The following is a 19310-nucleotide window of genomic DNA, read 5'->3' on the forward strand; positions in this document are numbered from 1 at the left end:
CCATATTCATTTATTTCAGATAAAAAGACGATTTCCCTTATGTTAAGAGGGCAAATCGTCTTTTTTATGAACTCACACTAGTGCTCATTACTTTTTGTGTATATTAAAGTTTTTTATCATCCACTTGATTTAACCATGTTTCAATATCACCCACTACAGACTGAACACAACCGTCTTCAAATGGTGAAATTAAATTTGCTTCTTTCACAAGTTTAATAAAAGATTTACAGCCACCCAATTTACACAAGTGCAAATAATCTTTCCAGGCTTCAGAAGGGGTTTCTTGTGCTCTTTTCCAAAATTGTAAGGCGCAAATTTGTGCCAAAGTATAATCAATGTAATAAAAAGGAATATTGAATATATGAGATTGTTTTTGCCAAAAACCACCGTTTTCTAAATAATGATTATCATCATATTTACGGTGTGGTAAATATAGTTTTTCAAGTTCTCTCCACTTTTCTTTTCTTTGCTGTGGTGTGGCTTCTGGATAATCGTATACAAAATGTTGGAATTCATCAACAGCTACACCGTAAGGTATAAACAAGATAGCTCCACTTAAATGAGCGAATTTGTATTTTTCTGTGTTTTCTTCAAAAAACAATTCCATCCATGGCCATGTTAAAAACTCCATGCTCATAGAATGAATTTCACAAGCTTCAGCCGTAGGCCAGTTATATTCTGGTATATCCAAAGAACGGCTTGTATAAACTTGAAAGGCATGACCTGCTTCATGTGTTAATACATCAATGTCATCTGAAGTACCATTAAAGTTTGAAAAAATAAAAGGAGATTTAAACTCACTAATATAAGTACAGTATCCGCCACCTGCTTTCCCTTTTTTACTTACTAAGTCCATTAACTCATTGTTGGACATGAACTGAAAGAATTCATTTGTTTCATGGGATAGTTCTTTATACATTGTTTTACCATGATTTATAATCCATTCTGCATCTCCTTTAGGAGCAGCATTCCCAGATTTAAAGTTGAAATTCTCATCATAGTTGTATAGAGTAGGTGCTTCTATACGTTCTTGTTGTCTTTGACGAAGTTCATTTGCTATAGGTACTATAGTTTCCCTAACTTGTTTTCTAAAGTTGGAGACCATTTTAGCATCATAATCTGTTCTCGACATTCTGTTATAACCTAACTGTGTAAAAGTATCATAACCTAAAGTTTTTGCAATTTTGGTGCGGACTTTCACTAACTGGTCATAAATGTTATCAATCTGTTCTTCATTTTCAACAAAAAAGTCAGTTCTTGTATTTTCGGCTTTTTTTCGTAATATACGGTCTGGGGACTGGGTATACGCATTTAATTGTGTTAAGTTAAGTTCTTCCCCTTCAAAATTAATTTTTGCAGATGCAATTAACTTTACGTATTCACTAGATAATTTATTTTCTTTTTGTAAGTCCTCTATGATGTCAGGTGAAAAAGTTTTTAAACTTAGTTCTGCTAAATCAAAGAGTTGTTTTCCCCATTTTTCCTCTAACTTTTCTCGAAATTTTGAATGAACAAGTGCATTGTAGAATTTACTAGTAATGTTTTGCATAATCGGTGTTTTTTCATCCATGAAGTCTTGTTCTTTTTTATAAAATTCATCGTTAGTATTCACAGTATGTCTTATGTAAACTAGTTGACTCATAGAATCAAATGAATTGCGGATTTCATTTATCTTTTTCATGGATTGAACTTGTTGCTCAGCATTTTCAGCTGAATTAAAGTCTTCTAATAAAACGTGAAATTGTTGTTCAATATTTTCTACATCTGGTCTTACGTATTCCATTTTTTCAAATTTAATATTGTTTTTCACTTCCATACCATCCACCCATTCTATTTTAATTTAAACCTAATATATATATATTCGATAAAAGTAATCAATTCCTTTTCCATTATAAATTCTTTCTATACTAAATAACAACAACTTCCATATAATATGTCATAATATTTAAAAACACAGTATACTAAAATAAGGAGGGACAACGTATGAATAAAAAAGGTTTCGATCCCAACTTCTTAGGAAATGATTACAGTATCCCAGTACCAAGGTTAATTGATCAAACAAAATTAGATGCATTAAATTGTGGTGAACTGTTTCACTATACACACTTTTCTTTAGTGATGAATAAAAGGCGCAGATTTCTAATTTATGGTGCTAATAATATAGACAAAAATACGATGAAAAACGTTAGGCGAAAAGATGATTGGCATTTTTGCAATCGGATGGGTGTGGAGAATCAGATTGGAAACGAGTTTTATAGAAGTAACCCCTGGGATCGAGGACATATGGTTCGAAGAAAAGACGTTTGCTGGGGAAGTCTAGAAGAAGCAAAACAAGCGAATTTTGATTCTTTTTGCTGGGGAAATATCGTTTTACAACACGGTGAAATTAATCAAGGGGTGTGGAATCAAATTGAAAATTGGATCTTAGAGAATGATGATAATTACTTGAAAAAACTTTCGATTTTTACAGGTCCCATTTTTACAGATCATGATAGGGAGTATTGTGGGGAAGATAAAAAGTTAGGTTGTGGTATTCAAATACCTGCTGGTTTTTGGAAGGTTATGTTTTATGTTAATAAAAAAAAGGAAATACGTTCCTTAGCTTTTGTGGTTAAACAAGATGATTTTTGGTTTAATGAATATGGTAAGTTGTTTAAAACCATCGAAAATTATCAAGTACCACTAAGTATGATTAGCCAAATTTCGGGTATAGAGTTTGAAGAAGTATTATATGATACGAATCCATTGTTCTTTTGGTCAAACCAGTTTACTTTTGGTAAAAATATTCATACGCCAGAGCGTTATAAAATTCGTGGTAAACAGGATTTAATTATTGAACGTGAGAAGAAAAATTAACGTCATGTAGAATGATTACTAGGAATGAGGAAACTATGCAAGCTAATATGATTAACATAATAGGTCAAAAAGTTATTCTAAGGGATTTAGCAGAAAAAGATGTTCAAATGATATATTATTATAATTATGAAGCCGAAGATAGAGAACATTTAAAGTGGAACGGTCCTTATTACACTAGACCAAAAAAGACACTTAAACAGTTTGTGGAAGACCATAAGAATGATTTAATAAAAGTAAGGACTGTTCAACCGAGAAATATATTGGTTATAGAAGTTGATGGGAATTTAATTGGTACAGTAGGTTGGTATTGGGAGGATGAATGTACGAATTGGCTTAGTAATGGAATTGTCATTTATGACTCTAGTTATTGGTCTGGTGGGTATGGCACAGAAGCTTTTTCTTTATGGACGGATTATATTTTTGAAAAGATGGATGTTGTAAGAGTAGGGATTTCTACTTGGTCAGGAAACGAGAGAATGATTCGCTTAGCTAGTAGGATTGGAATGATTGAGGAAGGAAGAATTAGAAAAGCTAGAATCGTAGACGGGGATTATTATGATTCTGTTAAGATGGGGATGTTACGAGAGGAATGGGAAAAGTTGAAATTCTTATAGTAAACAATAATACTCCCAAGAGGGAGTATTAAATTTGAATTTTTATTTCTTTAGTGTTTTCTCCATCGCATCAGCGATTTGACTAGACTCATGTTGGTTCGTTCCTCTTAATCCCATGATCGTATTTTTCCTTCTCTTAATAGGATGGTTTTGCCCCAATTTAAATTTACACTGTATATCCTTGATCAGAATTTCAAATCCCACAATATGTCTTACTAAGTTTTGGTTGTAATCTGAGGAAAAATCAGCTTTCCAATGTGTTTCAAAAGCAGATTCATATGTATTGACCATAGACTCTAGTTGTTCGATGACATGCTCGTCTTGATTTTGAATAATAAAGTCCCCATAAATATGAACGGACATATAGTTCCAAGTAGGTACTGTTTTTTCTTCATTGTACCACTGAGGGGAAATATAAGCGTGTGGTCCTTGAAAAACGATTAACACCTCTTGCCCATTTAACTCTTTCCATTGTTGATTGGCTTTTGCCATATGACCGTAACATTTCATGTTTTTTTGATCTATCAAAAAAGGTAAATGTGAAACAGTGAGCTGATCATGATTAGAAACTAACATTCCAAAACTATTTTTCTTTAAAAACTCAAAAATTTGTTCTTTATCTTGTATTTCAAAAGCTCTTGGAATATACATCTATGCACTCTCCTAATCACAAGTTGAATTTATGTAAAATATAACAAATGGATTGGTTTTGTTCAATACTAAAGATGATTGAAACAAACAACATCCTAAGCCCAGATCAATAAGGGCTTAGGATGTTTACGGATGACTTTTATAATCAAATATGATTAGGGGTTAAATATGATAGTTTATTTAAAAACAGTCTTTAATCTATCGCTTGTTCTATTAAAGTGGATGCTGTACTTTGTACGATTTTGACATCATCTACTGCAGCTTCTACCAAGCTAGGAGTGCTAGCATCTGCCGCTTCGAATTGAAGCTGAACATCTTCTCCAGCATAAGCAGAAAGATCAATTGATGTTTCCGACCAAGCCGCATCTTGATCACTGGAAGTTCCTAATTCTTCAAATAAAGTTACTGTACTTCCACCTGAGCGTACGAGATTCAAACGGAAGTAGTCATCACTAGTAGCATTAGAGTAATGACTTAAGTAATAAGAGAAAGATAATGTAAGTGTGCCATCAGTTGGAAGTGAAATTGTTGGTGATACTATAGTTGTGTCTCCATTATCAATATCATTCGCACCAACAGAACTTCCTGCACTTCCTTCTGTTACAAGATCATAACTTCCACTTGGTGTTGTTCCTTGTTGTTTCGTTCCGCTGTAGCTTGTAGACTCAGGATTAGCACGCTCCCACATACCTGTTGTAGCAGTATCGCTTCCGTTAGGATCTGCAGACCATCCTTTATTCGTTTCGAAATCATCTTCAAATACTACAGTTGGATCTGGACCGGGACCAGGGACATCCCCCCCACTTACTGCAGCAAATGCATTAACTCTTCCATGCTCCCAGTCGCTACCTGTACCAGGAATAGGATCTGCTGTACTTTCAATTCTATCGCGGATTTCAACATTTGTTAAACCTTGTGATGCAAGTAGGCCTGCTAAACCAGCTGTATGTGGTGCAGCCATAGATGTTCCGCTGATCGTATTATATCCACCATTATTCCACGTAGAAATAATATCTTCACCAGGTGCAGCCACATCTACCCAAGATCCATAAGTAGAAAACCATGCTTTATTGTCGTTGGAATCTGTAGCAGCCACTGCTAATGAATTTGTATAGTAGGCTGGGTAATGTGGACTAGTACTTCCTGCATTACCAGCAGCACATACGACAACAACTCCAGCATTCCAAGCATAGTTAACAGCATCTTCTACTGCTGCTGAAGGAGCAGTGCTTCCAAGACTTAAGTTAATTACATCTGCACCATTATCAGCAGCATAAGTAATTCCATCTGCAACTCCTTGATTTGTTCCTGAACCAGAATTGTTCAGCACGCGTACAGCCATGATACTAACATTTGGAGCTACACCAGCAACTCCTACACTATTATTTGTAATTGCTCCGACTGTTCCGGCTACATGTGTGCCATGACCATTTCCATCAGAAGGATCATTATCATTATCTATGAAGTCATAACCTGCGATTACTTTCCCTTGTAAATCTTCATGATTTGCTTGAACTCCTGTGTCAATAACAGCAACGACAACAGATGAGCTACCTTGTTCGATATCCCAAGCATTCTCGGCATCCATGATTTGAGGACCATATTGGTTACTTGAATAAAGTGGATCGTTTGGAGTAAATAGAGCGTAGTATTCAACAATAGGTTCTGCATATTCTACATCTGCTCTGTTTTTATATTGTTTTAAGGCTTTCTCAACAGATTTTCCTTTGACTTTTACAACTTCAAAACCAATTTGTTCATTTTTCTTTAAGACCTCTGCTTTTTCTTCTTGATGGATTAGTTTTTTCATCTCGTTGGAAGTTTTATCTTTGAACTTTACTATGATTGTACTGTCTTGTGAAGTAGACTCTGCTGAACTAGTAATTGAAAAAGATAGAATTAGTGCAATTGCCATAAAAACAGAAAATAATCGTTTTAATTTCATTGCTCACCCTCCGATAATTTTTTTGTTACAAAAGCCATCACCTAATTTCTTTTAACTATCAAATTATCCCCTAAGTCATACTTTACAGAATATTCTGAATTTTGTAAATATATAACATAAAAGTTTATATTATCAATTTTTATGAAATTGAAACATTTCCTTTGTTTATCATGAATATCAATTATAGTTTAATTAAAAATTATGCATGTTAATAGAGCATCTAACTAACACATAACCATTTTAACACGTTAAATTGGTAATAAAAATAAAAAATGAAACATATTTCTATTTTTATTTTTTTCCTATATAATAGAGTTGTATAAATTAATTTAATACATCTGTTATGGAAGCGCATACAAGATAAATATAACCTTTGTATCCAATGGAATAAGGAGGAATTTTTATGGGGAAAACAGTGATTTTAAGTGCAGTTCGTACACCTTTCGGAAAATTTGGAGGGGGTTTAAGTTCGTTAAAAGCCGTTGAGTTAGGTGGTCTAGCTGTAAAAGAAGCGCTAGTTCGTGCTGGAGTTAACCCTGATAATGTAGATGAAGTTATTTTGGGCTCTGTATTGCAGGGGGGCCAAGGGCAAATCCCTTCACGACAAGCTGCTAGATTAGCTGATATACCTTGGGATATCAAAACGGAAACGATAAATAAAGTTTGTGCATCAGGATTAAGAAGTATTACATTAGGAGATCAAATCATCCGTTCAGGTGATGAGGAAGTGATCGTAGCTGGTGGTATGGAATCCATGAGTAATGCACCTTACTTTATGGACAAAGCACGTTGGGGTTTAAGAATGGGTAATAACAGCGTCAAAGATATGATGATTCATGATGGTTTAACTTGTAGCTTTTTTGGTGTGCATATGGGTATATATGGAAATGGAGTTGCTGAAGAATACGGAATTACTCGTGAAGAACAGGATAAATGGGCTTTTGAAAGTCATCACAAGGCACTTGATGCTATTGAGGCAGGGAAGTTAGCTGAAGAGATTGTATCTGTTGAAGTCCCTGGTAAAAAAGGTCAAATTCAGATTGTTGAACATGATGAAGCTCCTAGAAAAGATACATCCTTAGAAAAGCTTACATCATTAAAACCTGTATTTGGAGATGGGGGAACGATCACAGCTGGAAATGCTCCAGGAGTGAATGATGGTGCAGCTGCACTCGTATTAATGGATGAGGAACGTGCTCTGCGTGAAGGCAAACAGCCCCTTGCTACTATTTTAGGGCATGCAGAAATCGCAGTAGAAGCGAAAGATTTTCCTAAAACTCCTGGTCTTGTTATTAATAAATTATTACAAAAAACAGGGAAAACTGCAGACGATATTGATTTGTTTGAAATAAATGAAGCTTTTGCTGCAGTGGCATTAGCAAGTAAACAAATCGCATCTTTGGATATAAATAAAATCAATGTCAACGGAGGTGCCGTTGCACTTGGTCATCCAATAGGAGCTAGCGGAGCAAGAATTGTTACCACTCTGATTCATGAATTAAGGAGACGAGGTGGAGGATTAGGAATTGCAGCGATTTGTAGTGGTGGGGGACAAGGAGATGCCCTATTAATAGAAGTGTAAATGAATAATAGAGGTTGTTCAAACCATGAACTGGTTCAGAATTACCACAAGATGTTATAGTTTATGATTGCGTACAGAATGTGCCTGATTTTAGATGGAAACCTCTGTTGGACGTGTCTGATTTTAATAAAGGATCACGTGGTTTCTAGGTACTGAAAACTGAACTTTTTGAACACTTATTAGTATCAAATTTCATTTTTAGGAATTAAACGGAGGGGAGTTCATATGAATATTCAAAAAATAATGGTGATTGGTGCAGGGCAAATGGGCGCTGGTATAGCACAAGTTTGTGCCATGTCAGGGTTTGATGTCGTTTTAAATGATATAAACCAAGAAAGTATAGATCGAGGCATTGAATCCATTCAAAGAAATTTATCACGCCAAGTTGAAAAAGAGCGCTTAAGCAACGAACAGAAACATTCTGTTTTAGAACGAATTAATCCGAATTTACTTCTAGATGATGTAAGTGGAGTGGATTTGGTAATTGAAGCTGCCGTTGAAAATATGGAGGTAAAGTCAAATCTTTTTGCTAAATTAGACTCCATCACATCAGAACACACAATTTTAGCAACTAATACTTCATCACTTCCTATTACTGAAATTGCAGCAGCAACAAAACGACCTGAAAAAGTGATCGGTATGCACTTCATGAATCCAGTGCCCGTGATGAAGTTAGTGGAAATCATTCGGGGGTTAGCAACGAGTGATGAGGTGTATGAAATTATTGAAGATTTAACAAAAAAACTGAACAAAGTACCTGTAGAAGTAAATGATTTTCCAGGTTTTGTTTCTAACCGTATATTAATGCCGATGATAAATGAAGCAATATATACAGTTTATGAGGGAGTTGCAACACCCGAAGCGGTTGATGAAGTCATGAAGTTAGGCATGAATCATCCGATGGGTCCATTAACACTCGCAGATTTTATCGGTTTGGATACTTGTTTGTATATAATGGAAATCCTACATGATGGTTTTGGTGACGATAAATACCGTGCTTGCCCGTTGTTAAGAAAATATGTTAAAGCAGGCTGGTTAGGAAGAAAATCAGGAAAAGGATTTTTCACCTATGAATAATGAATAAATGTCGTAATAAAGTGATTGTTCAAAAATGATATCGTTGTAGAATATCTTATAATATATAAAAAGTGAATGTCAGGGGGAATGAATATTGAACCTTAGATTTACGCCAGAACAAGAAATACTTAGAAAAATGGTTCGTGATTTTGCAGAGAATGAGATTACTCCTTCCTTAGATCGATTAGAAAACGGAGAATTCCCTAGAGAGATCATTAGCAAAATGTCTGAACTTGGGCTGATGGGAATTACAATACCTGAACAATTCGGTGGAGCAGCAATGGATTTTACTTCATACATTATTGCCATTCATGAAATATCTAAGGTAAGTGCTACATTAGGTGTTATTTTATCTGTCCATACTTCCGTTGGAACGAACCCGATTCTTTATTTTGGAACACAGGAGCAGAAGGAGAAGTATATACCGAAATTAGCTTCAGGGACTTATCTGGGTGCTTTTTGTTTAACGGAATCAAGTTCAGGATCAGACGCAGGCAGTCTCAAAACGAAAGCCATTAAACAAGGAGATCAATATATTTTGAATGGTTCCAAGATGTTTGTGACAAATGGTGGTGAAGCAGACACTTATATTTGTTTTGCTAGAACGGATCAAACTCAAACGGGAAGTCGTGGAATCTCTGCCTTTATAGTTGAAAAGAATACCCCAGGTTTAGTGTTTGGGAAAGACGAACATAAAATGGGTTTACATGGTTCAAGGACTGTTCAGTTAATTTTTGAAAATATGCAGATCCCCGCTAAAAATTTATTAGGTTTGGAAGGACAGGGGTTCAAAATCGCATTAGCAAATTTAGAAATAGGACGAATAGGCATTGCTGCACAAGCATTAGGTATTGCTGAGGCAGCACAAGAGCATGCAATAAAATACGCGAAAGAGCGTGAGCAATTCGGAAAACCGATTGCCGAGCAGCAAGGGATAGGATTTAAACTAGCAGATATGGTAACGCTTGTTGAAGCTGCAAGATTATTAGTTTATCGTGCTGCTTTCTTAAAATCACAGGGATTGCCATGCCGAAAAGAAGCATCAATGGCAAAATTATTTGCATCGAATGCTGCGATGGAAGTTGCAACAGAGGCTATACAAGTATATGGTGGATATGGTTATACAAAGGATTACCCAGTTGAACGTTTATTCAGAGATGCAAAAGTGACGCAGCTATATGAAGGTACTAGTGAAATTCAAAAAATCGTAATTAGTAAAGAACTTTAAATCGCTGAAAGGTAGATGGTTATGAATTTTAAATTAACTGAAGAGCATTCCATGATTCAAGAAATGATCCGTGATTTTGCTAAAAATGAAGTGGCACATACGGCGGCTGAACGTGATGAAGAAGAACGTTTTGATCGTGAGATTTTTGATAAGATGGCCGAATTAGGTTTAACAGGAATTCCTTGGCCAGAACAATATGGAGGCATAGGTAGTGATTATTTAGCGTACTGTATCGTTGTTGAAGAGCTTTCTCGTGTTTGTGCTTCAACAGGAGTTACGTTATCTGCACATACTTCGTTGGCTGGTTGGCCTATTTATACGTTTGGCACAGAAGAACAAAAACAAAAATATTTAAAACCGATGGCGTTAGGTGAATCTATCGGAGCATATGCATTAACAGAGTCTGGATCTGGTTCAGATGCAGGGGGTATGAAAACGACAGCAAAACTTGATGGGGATGACTATATTCTTAATGGATCAAAGATTTTTATAACAAATGGGGGTATAGCTGATTATTATGTTGTGTTCGCTCTAACAGATCCTTCTAACAAACATAAGGGAACAAGTGCATTTATTGTAGAGAAAGATTTTAAAGGATTTTTGGTAGGTAAAAAGGAGAAAAAACTTGGTATTCGTTCCTCTCCAACCACAGAAATCATATTTGAAGATTGTCGTGTTCCAAAGGAAAATAGGTTAGGAGCAGAAGGCGAAGGGTTTAAGGTTGCGATGAAAACATTGGACGGAGGACGTAACGGTATAGCCGCACAAGCGGTAGGTATTGCGCAAGGTGCACTGGATGCTGCAACGGAATATGCTAAAGAAAGACATCAATTTGGTAAACCAATTATCAATCAGCAAGGAATTGGATTTAAACTTGCAGAGATGGCTACTAGTATTGAAGCGGCAAGACTATTGACCTATCAGGCAGCTTGGCTAGAGTCAAAGGGTTTACCATACGGCAAAGAATCCGCCATGTCTAAGTTGTTTGCAGGAGATACGGCAATGAAGGTGACAACAGAGGCTGTACAAATTTTTGGAGGATATGGGTATACAAAAGATTATCCTGTAGAACGTTATATGAGAGATGCTAAAATTACCCAGATTTATGAAGGGACGCAAGAAATTCAAAAACTAGTTATTTCAAGAATGTTAACAAAGTAAACTTGCCTCAACTCAGTGAGTTATATAGGTATGTTAATCATAATCATAAACATAATAAGATTACTGAAGGGGGTATTTCTTTTGAGTATTGAAGAAATATATCGTCCACAAAACCATATTCGATTCGTCACAGCATCTAGCCTTTTTGATGGACACGATGCATCCATTAACATTATGAGACGAATTTTACAGGCAAGTGGTGCAGAAGTTATTCATTTAGGTCACAATAGATCTGTAGAGGAAGTGGTGAATGCAGCCATTCAAGAAGACGTGCAGGGCATCGCGATCTCCTCATATCAAGGTGGCCACGTTGAATATTTTAAGTACATGTATGATTTATTAAATGAAAAAGGTGCATCACATATTCGGATTTATGGTGGTGGGGGTGGCGTGATTATCCCTCGTGAAATTCAAGAATTACATGAATACGGAATTTCAGGTATTTTTACACCTGAGGATGGTAGAACATTAGGATTACAGGGCATGATTAACAAAATGTTAGAAGAATGTGATTTTTTAACTATCAATAACAATATTTTAGAAGAAATAACGAAACTAAGAGATGGGAAGCCTGTTTCCATTGCTAGGATGATTACTGCTGCAGAAATGAGTGTGAATCATGATTATGAACCTGCAAGCGAAGTGATAAATAAAGTCAAACAATTGACTCGAAAAGTACCTGTGATCGGTATTACTGGGACGGGTGGAGCTGGAAAAAGCTCACTTACGGATGAGTTGATTCGTAGATTTATAAATGAAATTCCAAATAAAAAAGTGGCTATTTTATCTGTTGATCCAACAAAACAAAAAACGGGTGGAGCGTTATTAGGGGATCGAATTCGGATGAACGCGATATTTTCACCTCGTATATATATGAGAAGTTTGGCAACGAGAGGATCAAAATCTGAATTATCTTTAGCGATTCATGATGCACTGGCTGTAGTAAAAGCAGCGGATTTTGATGTTATCGTTGTTGAAACAAGTGGAATTGGACAAGGAGATGCGGAAATCTCTGAAATTTGTGATGTTAGTTTATACGTAATGACAAGTGAATTCGGAGCACCGTCTCAGCTTGAAAAAATCGATATGTTGGATTTTGCAGATTTAATTGTCATTAATAAGTTTGAGAGAAAAGGTTCAGAGGACGCAAAAAATCAGGTGCAGAAGCAGTTTCAACGCAGCCATATGTTATTTGAACAGGAATTAGATGAAATGCCCGTTTATGCCACAATTGCAAGTCAATTTAATGATGCAGGAACAAATACATTGTTTGTTGCTTTAATTGAAAAACTGAATGAGAAATTGGGTTTAAATTGGACGACTTCATTAATTAAAGAGAAAGAAATTAAAAAACAAAACATCATCATCCCGAATAAACAAAGGCAATACTTACGTGACATTTCGGAAACTGTAAGGAGATACCATCAGCAGGCAGAAGAACAAGAACACATAGCTCGAGGGTTGTATCAGATTGAAGGTACATTAAATATATTGAAGGAAAAAGATCAAGAGATATTAACACCTTTAAAAGGTTATATAGAGGACTATAACCAAAAATTATCTGTTTCATCCAGACGTATTTTAGAACAATGGGAGGATCAAAAGCAAAAATATAACTCTAAACAATTTATATCCAAGGTACGTGATAAAGAAATTGTCACTGAGCTAACGACAACAAGTTTATCAGGATTAGAAATTCCCAAAGTCTCTTTACCCAAATTCAAAGATTACGGGGAAATTATTCGCTGGGTTTATAAAGAAAATGTGCCTGGTTCCTTTCCATATACTGCAGGTGTTTTTCCTTTTAAACGTGAAGGTGAAGATCCAAAACGTCAGTTTGCAGGTGAAGGGACACCAGAACGAACGAATCGTCGTTTTCATTATTTGTCAAAGGATGATACAGCAAAACGGTTAAGCACCGCTTTTGATTCTGTTACTTTATACGGTGAAGATCCAGACGTTCGCCCTGATATTTACGGAAAAATTGGGGAAAGTGGAGTGAGTATTTGTACGCTTGATGATATGAATAAGTTGTATGATGGATTTGATTTATGTGCTCCAACCACCTCTGTATCGATGACAATTAACGGACCTGCTCCTATTATTTTGGCTATGTTTCTAAACACTGCTATTCAACAGCAGATACAGAAGATGGAAGGGGAATTGGGACGCTCTTTAACAGAAGATGAACAAATGGATGTGAATAATAATACCTTACAATCCGTAAGAGGAACTGTGCAGGCTGACATATTAAAAGAGGACCAGGGGCAAAACACCTGCATTTTTTCAACAGAGTTTGCTTTACGCTTGATGGGAGATATTCAGGCATATTTTATTGAAAAGAACGTTCGTAATTATTACTCTGTATCGATTTCTGGTTATCATATTGCAGAAGCAGGTGCCAATCCGATTTCACAGCTGGCATTTACATTGTCAAATGGATTTACCTATGTTGAATACTATTTAAGTCGAGGAATGAATATTGATGACTTTGCTCCTAATCTTTCTTTCTTTTTCAGTAATGGTCTTGATCCAGAATATACTGTGATTGGTCGGGTGGCTCGTCGTATTTGGTCAACCGTGATGCGTGATAAATATGGAGCAAATGAGCGAAGTCAGAAACTTAAATATCATGTACAAACATCAGGGCGCTCTTTACATGCTCAAGAAATCGATTTTAATGATATTCGAACAACACTTCAGGCGTTGATGGCATTGCAGGACAATTGTAATTCTTTACACACAAATGCTTATGATGAAGCGATAACCACACCAACAGAAGAATCTGTTCGTCGTGCAATGGCGATTCAAATGATCATAACTAAAGAACATGGACTAACAAAGAATGAAAATCCAATGCAGGGATCTTTTATAATAGAAGAGCTTACAGATCTTGTTGAGGAAGCTGTACTACAAGAGTTTGAACGCATCAATGACCGTGGTGGAGTATTAGGTGCCATGGAAACTCAGTACCAGCGTGGAAAAATACAAGAAGAATCCATGTATTACGAAATGAAAAAACATTCAGGTGAATTACCGATCGTAGGTGTAAACACATATGTCAATCCGAATCCACCATCTGATGAAGAAGTGAATAATATGGAAATAGCAAGGGCGACAAAGGAAGAAAAAGAAACCCAAATTCGTAATTTGAATGACTTCCAGGAGAGAAATAAAGAACATTCAAGCTTTGCCTTAAATCGTTTGAAGACCAAAGCAATAAATGGAGAAAATATTTTTGCAGAATTAATGAAAACAGTAAAAGTAGCGAGTTTGGGGCAAATCACAAAAGCTTTGTACGAAGTAGGCGGGCAATATCGACGGAACATGTAGATGGAGATTCAATTTTATATTTTTGTTAAGTATAGGAAAATATTCAAGTTACTTTAGATGTAACAAACTTTAACAAACTTCTAATTATAAATTAGAAGTTTTTTTTTTACAAAACATATAAAGGAAAATTTTCAATTTTATTCTTATATAAGCGCTACCAAAAAATATTGTTTTTTTTATGAAATTTTTAGAAGGAAATTGTTAAAAAATATAGAATACTTGGTATTTATATTTATATATTTTTTTGAATTAATATTAAATTCATTTGTATTAAAAGGAGCAATTTTTACTTTTCATAAAATCGAATAAAAAAAGGAAGTGGGAATATCTGAATGTGTGCTCAGATGAAAACATTAAAGTTATATCCATTAACACACCCTCAGAAACGAGTATGGTATATTGAACAAATATACCCTAACAGTTCTCTATATAATATCGGCGGACCTGTTAAAATAAAAGGTTTAATTGATTTCCGATTATTGGAGAAAGCAATTCAAACTCTAATTCGTAGACATGACGGATTAAGAATGAAATTAATCGAAGTAAACGGAGAAGTGAGTCAATATGTAAGTGAGTATGAAAAAACAGGTTTAAAATTTAAGGATTTTTCTACTTTTGAAAATCCGGAGCTTCATTTTAATCAGTGGGTGGAAGATGAGGCTCGAAGACCATTTATCTTAAATGAAAATTTATTTGAATTTAGTTTATTTAAAGTTTCAGATTCAGAAAATGGGTATCTTGTTAAACTTCATCATATCATAGCTGACGGTTGGTCCATACACATCATCACTGAACAGATTAGAGAAATTTACATAAAATTACTTCATGGAGAATCCATAACAGATGAACTTTCAGTTTCTTACTTGGAGTATATTAATCAAGAACAAACCTATTTTAAATCAGACCGTTTTATTAAAAATAAAAAGTTTTGGAATGATTTATTCAAAACCCTACCAGAAGGGTTTATAAACAAAAATTCAGATTTTACTAAAGGGAAAAGAAAAACATTTCAAATAATACCTCAACTTTCCTCAAAAATTAAAAACTTTGCAAAAAATAATAATGTATCGTTAAATACATTTTTTATATTCTCATACTTTTTATATCAAAATAAAATCACACATCAAAGAGATCTCATTATCGGTACGCCTGTTTTAAACAGATCAGGTCAAAAGGATAAAAGTATCATAGGCATGTTTACGAGTACAATGCCTTTTAGATTTCGAATCGACGAGAAAGCCACTATATTAGATACATTAAAATCTATGAATCGTGAATTAATGAGATGTTATTTTCATCAAAAATATCCTTATGATTTATTAATGGGAGATTTGGAGCTTCAAAAAAAAGGATACCATCAACTATTTGATACAAGTATTAATTATTATAATACTAAATTAGAAACTCAATTCAACGACTCTCAAGTAGAAAATATAGAATTTTACAGTGGACATCAAATGTATTCTTTGCAACTAGTTATTAAAGACTGGTTAGATTCTGGAAGATTAATGGTTGAATTTGATTATAAAACAAGTGAATACGATGAAGAAAAGATTGAAGAAATGTATCATCGATTAAATATTCTAATAAATCAGATTTTAGAAGATTGTAATGAAGAAATTAGGAATATAAACCTTTTATCAAATGAGGAAAAGAGGAAGCTCATTACTGAATTTAATGCGACAGAGTCCCCTTACCCAAAACATAAATCTATCATTCAATTATTCGAAGAGCAGGTTTCAAAAACTCCGGATAAAATAGCGATTCGTTTTAATGAGAAACAATATTCTTATCAGCAGTTAAATGCAAAAGTAAACCAACTCGCCAGGTTATTAATAAACAAAGGTTTGCAAAAAGAATCTATTGTAGGATTACTAACACATCACTCTATTGAAAGTGTAATTAGTATGTTAGCGGTATTAAAAGCTGGTGGAGCTTACATGCCTATAGACCCTGATTATCCTGAAGATCGAATCACTTATATGCTTTCAGATTCAGATTGTAAGATGTTACTAGTTAATTTTGAATATTGTACAGAATTTAATAGGGAGGTTATTAACCTTTGTAACGATGAAATCTTTAAAGGAGATACTTCTAACCTTAATACTGAATACTTTATGTCTCATTTAGCTTATGTCATTTACACCTCTGGTTCTACAGGTAAACCAAAAGGAGTGATGATTGAACAACAAGGGTTAGTGAATTATATATGGTGGGCAAAACAAATGTATGTAAAAGATGAATATGAAGTCTTCCCTCTATATTCATCCCTAGCATTTGATTTAACGATAACATCCATTTTTACTCCTCTAATCAGTGGAGGGAAGATTGTTGTGTATAGAAGTGATGAAGATGAGTACGTTTTATACAAAATTCGTAGTGAAAATCAATCTACAGTAGTAAAACTTACCCCTTCACATTTATCTTTATTAAAAGATATGGATAATGTTAACAGCTCAATTAAAAGATTCATCGTTGGAGGAGAGGACTTAAGTGTAAACCTATCCAGAAAGATTATAGAAAGTTTTGGCGGAAACGTTGAAATCTATAATGAGTATGGTCCAACTGAAACCGTAGTAGGTTGTATGATTCATAAATATAACATTGAAAAAGATGCAAAATCTTCTGTACCGATTGGAAAACCTGCTCATAATGTAAATATTTATATACTTGATTCTAACTTTAATCCTGTACCTATAAATGAAGTAGGTGAAATGTACATTTCTGGAGATGGAGTTGCAAGGGGATATTTAAATCGTGAGGATTTAACAAAGGAAAGATTTTTATGTAATCCATTTCATTCGGGAAAAAGGATGTATCAAACAGGTGATTTAGCTAGGTTTAATCTTGAGGGTCAAATCGAATATTTAGGGCGGTCAGATCATCAAGTAAAAATAAATGGTTATCGGATAGAACTAGGTGAGATTGAAAAACAACTTTTAAATGTTTCCTCCATTAAAGAAGCAGTCGTCATAGATGGTGAACATGAAAATGAGAGTAAGTTTCTTTGTGCCTATTTCGTAAGTACCCAAGAAGAGATGACTTCAAATCAGGTAAGAAATAAGTTGACAGGTCAATTACCTGATTATATGATTCCTACTTATTTTTTTCAGTTGGATGAAATTCCCTTAACTGCAAATGGAAAAGTGAACAGGAGTATGCTTCCAAAACCTGAAGTAATGTATCGTGAAAATACGAACTTTATCTCTTATCGAAATGAAGCAGAACAGCAACTCGTTATCAGCATGGGTGAAGTTTTACAGATGGATAAAATCAGTATGAATGATAACTTTTATCACCATGGAGGAGACTCCATAAAAGCGATCCAAATTGTTTCAAAACTAAAGAGTCAACAATACTCTATAAAAGTAAAGGATATTCTTTCAAATCCCATCTTAGGGCAGATGGTCAAGCACATGAAAAAAGAGCCTGGAAATCAAGTAGATCAAATAACAGTGGAGGGGAAGATCAAACATACACCTATTGTATCTTGGTTTTTATCACATAACTTTAATGAATTAAACTACTACAATCAATCTGTTTTATTAGATTTGAAACAAGAGATGAAAGCTGACAAGCTTGAACAAATCATAGATGAATTAATTGCTCATCATGATTCCTTAAGAATGAATGTTAATCCTATAAACCAAGAATTGTTTTATATGAAAAAGGAAGAATTGATTCGAGATAAAATCCAGGAGTTTGATTTATCGAAGTTTTCTTCTGATGTACAGCAGGTGAAAATGGTTCAAATAGGAGAACAGGTTAAATCTAGATTTGATCTTGAACAGGGTGTTTTATTGAAAGCTGCTTTATTTGATTTAGGAGAGCAGGGTAATAGATTGTTATTAACGGCTCATCATCTAGTTGTGGATGGTGTTTCATGGAGAATTATTTTAGAAGATATCCAAATGTTGTTTAACAATATCAGTTTAATTAACAAAGTACATCTTCCTTCTAAAACCTATTCCTTACAAGCTTGGGCAGAAACATTATGGGAAGTAAAGGATGAGTTTCTAGAGGAAAAACAATACTGGATATCCACTCTTAAGGATGAACATGTAGTACCTGTTGATTTTCATTTAGGAGAGATTAATTATGGGAGTACAGTTTCATTATCTTATGATCTAGATGAGGATCATACTAGTCAATTGTTAACGATTGCAAATGATACGTATCATACGGAAATAATTGATTTATTGATGATAGCTCTATCCAAATCTATATCTGATACTTTTAACCTAAGCGAAACTGTGATTGAACTTGAAGGTCATGGGAGAGACATTGATAAATTGGATATCTCTAGAACTGTAGGTTGGTTTACGAGTCTGTACCCATTTAAACTCTCAAAAAGCCATACAGATCTAAGAGATCACATCAAAACAATGAAAGAGAAGATTCGAAACATTCCGAATAAAGGGTTAGGGTTTGGCATACTAAAATATTTGTTACAAGAAATCATCGATCAACAAGAACACAATCGAATTCGATTTAATTATCTAGGTGATTTTGAACAGTCTTTTCATAATAATCTATTTTCATTATCTTCAGAAGATTCGGGCCCTGAGTACAGTCCAAATAATGAGCTAACTGCTCTCATAGACATCAATGGATTCGTTTTCAATAAAAAATTAAATATGAGGTTCCAATATTCCAGAAATCAATTTAAAGAAGAAACGATACAAACATTTATGAATTTGTATTTGTATCATCTGAAAGAAGTCATAAAACACTGCATGGAGACTGAAAGTATACAGTATACTCCATCTGATTTTGAAACCATAGCGTTATCACAAGATGAACTAGATGATCTATTAACATGAAACATAAATCATTCACAAATACGATCAGACCTAATAAACA

The 19310-nt window shown here is 34.5% G+C and carries 10 protein-coding genes and 2 pseudogenes; 8 read left to right on the forward strand and 4 right to left on the reverse strand.

The annotated features are described in order from the left end of the window. Window positions 1-103 precede the first annotated feature (103 nt). Entirely contained in the window at window positions 104-1798 is a 1695-nt protein-coding gene (locus tag EPK97_RS05395; RefSeq protein ID WP_162035929.1) for a M3 family oligoendopeptidase, read from the reverse strand. A 185-nt stretch (window positions 1799-1983) separates the two neighbouring features. Between EPK97_RS05395 and EPK97_RS05400 the strand changes: the two genes are divergently transcribed. Both EPK97_RS05400 and EPK97_RS05405 read left to right on the forward strand, forming a co-directional pair. Then, window positions 1984-2856, forward strand: coding sequence for a DNA/RNA non-specific endonuclease (locus EPK97_RS05400; protein ID WP_162035590.1), 873 nt, complete (start codon window positions 1984-1986; stop codon window positions 2854-2856). A 35-nt stretch (window positions 2857-2891) separates the two neighbouring features. Next, window positions 2892-3470: a GNAT family N-acetyltransferase gene (locus EPK97_RS05405; RefSeq protein WP_240903704.1), complete on the forward strand. Its 579-nt coding sequence runs from the start codon at window positions 2892-2894 to the stop codon at window positions 3468-3470. Window positions 3471-3512: 42 nt separating this feature from the next. Here the strand turns inward: EPK97_RS05405 and EPK97_RS05410 are convergent, their stop codons facing one another. The 3 genes and pseudogenes from EPK97_RS05410 to EPK97_RS05415 form a co-directional block, all read right to left on the reverse strand. Further along, complete coding sequence (locus EPK97_RS05410; protein WP_162035591.1) at window positions 3513-4121, reverse strand: FMN-binding negative transcriptional regulator; 609 nt, start codon at window positions 4119-4121, stop codon at window positions 3513-3515. A 193-nt stretch (window positions 4122-4314) separates the two neighbouring features. Then, a pseudogene (locus tag EPK97_RS22530) lies at window positions 4315-4815 on the reverse strand (choice-of-anchor J domain-containing protein); the annotation flags it as partial. 111 nt (window positions 4816-4926) lie between these two features. Then, window positions 4927-6066: pseudogene (locus tag EPK97_RS05415) on the reverse strand (S8 family peptidase); the annotation flags it as partial. A 403-nt stretch (window positions 6067-6469) separates the two neighbouring features. Here EPK97_RS05415 and EPK97_RS05420 point away from each other — a divergent pair. The 6 genes from EPK97_RS05420 (at window position 6470) to EPK97_RS05445 (ending at window position 19270) form a co-directional block, all read left to right on the forward strand. Continuing rightward, entirely contained in the window at window positions 6470-7648 is a 1179-nt protein-coding gene (locus EPK97_RS05420) for an acetyl-CoA C-acetyltransferase (RefSeq protein ID WP_162035593.1), read from the forward strand. Between the two features lie 225 nt (window positions 7649-7873). Continuing rightward, window positions 7874-8725 (forward strand): 3-hydroxybutyryl-CoA dehydrogenase, encoded by an 852-nt coding sequence (locus EPK97_RS05425; RefSeq protein ID WP_162035594.1) that lies wholly within the window; start codon window positions 7874-7876, stop codon window positions 8723-8725. A 94-nt stretch (window positions 8726-8819) separates the two neighbouring features. Beyond that, the gene (locus tag EPK97_RS05430; RefSeq protein WP_162035595.1) at window positions 8820-9953 is read left to right on the forward strand and encodes an acyl-CoA dehydrogenase; all 1134 of its coding nucleotides are present in this window, start codon (window positions 8820-8822) and stop codon (window positions 9951-9953) included. A 21-nt stretch (window positions 9954-9974) separates the two neighbouring features. Further along, the gene (locus EPK97_RS05435; protein WP_162035596.1) at window positions 9975-11114 is read left to right on the forward strand and encodes an acyl-CoA dehydrogenase; all 1140 of its coding nucleotides are present in this window, start codon (window positions 9975-9977) and stop codon (window positions 11112-11114) included. Between the two features lie 87 nt (window positions 11115-11201). Then, the gene (icmF, locus tag EPK97_RS05440; RefSeq protein WP_162035931.1) at window positions 11202-14447 is read left to right on the forward strand and encodes a fused isobutyryl-CoA mutase/GTPase IcmF; all 3246 of its coding nucleotides are present in this window, start codon (window positions 11202-11204) and stop codon (window positions 14445-14447) included. A gap of 344 nt (window positions 14448-14791) precedes the next feature. Next, window positions 14792-19270, forward strand: a complete 4479-nt coding sequence (locus tag EPK97_RS05445) for a non-ribosomal peptide synthetase (RefSeq protein WP_205690232.1) — start codon at window positions 14792-14794, stop codon at window positions 19268-19270. Window positions 19271-19310: the final 40 nt, after the last annotated feature.

This window comes from Chengkuizengella sediminis (genome assembly GCF_010078385.1).
GTDB lineage: Bacteria > Bacillota > Bacilli > Paenibacillales > KCTC-33759 > Chengkuizengella > Chengkuizengella sediminis.